Origin of the sequence: Pseudomonas sp. RGM 3321 (genome assembly GCF_022836805.1) — a bacterium.
Taxonomy (GTDB): domain Bacteria; phylum Pseudomonadota; class Gammaproteobacteria; order Pseudomonadales; family Pseudomonadaceae; genus Aquipseudomonas.
The window spans coordinates 1-477 of sequence record NZ_JALHBH010000048.1 but is presented as its reverse complement, the minus strand read 5'-3'; the positions used below and the strand labels follow the sequence as shown (position 1 = coordinate 477).

Sequence of the window (477 nt, the reverse complement as noted above, 5' to 3'; positions counted from 1 at the left end):
GATCCGTATCGCTGAGCGGCCGTCATTACCGAAACGACGCCACCACGGTTTGACGAGTCGCGTCACCCCGGGGGTGTTACAGACTGTCGTGACGATGACCCCCGCTAGGTCATCAACAGCTTTTTCGCCCGTCAGCAGCGTCCCGGAGACGATGATGTCGTTTTCTAACTCAGACATGGATATCCTCCACGAAGATGTCGATAGCTTCCGGACGACCACCAAGCTCGCGGGTCATCGCCATTGAAATGCGATAGCGCACTCTCTCGGCGCAATCAGGTATCGGTATCCCTCGTGCGACGGATAGACCAATGCGAAGTCTCAACGGGGTGTGAGGAACCGAGAACCGAATCCGATTGAGTCTCCCATCCTCGCAGTCGGCGAGGCTGTTACGCACAATCGTGGCCAGCACGGTCTCCCGAACTTCCACCTGGCCACCATCGTCATTGGCAACACAGTGTCGCGGCGACAGGTCAGCAC

The 477-nt window shown here is 58.1% G+C and carries 1 protein-coding gene; it reads right to left on the bottom strand.

Annotated features, from left to right (window positions below; translation table 11 throughout):
• Positions 1-169: 169 nt before the first annotated feature.
• The coding region (locus RGM3321_RS00185; protein ID WP_244391030.1) for a hypothetical protein at positions 170-477 on the bottom strand (308 nt) is incomplete at its 5' end.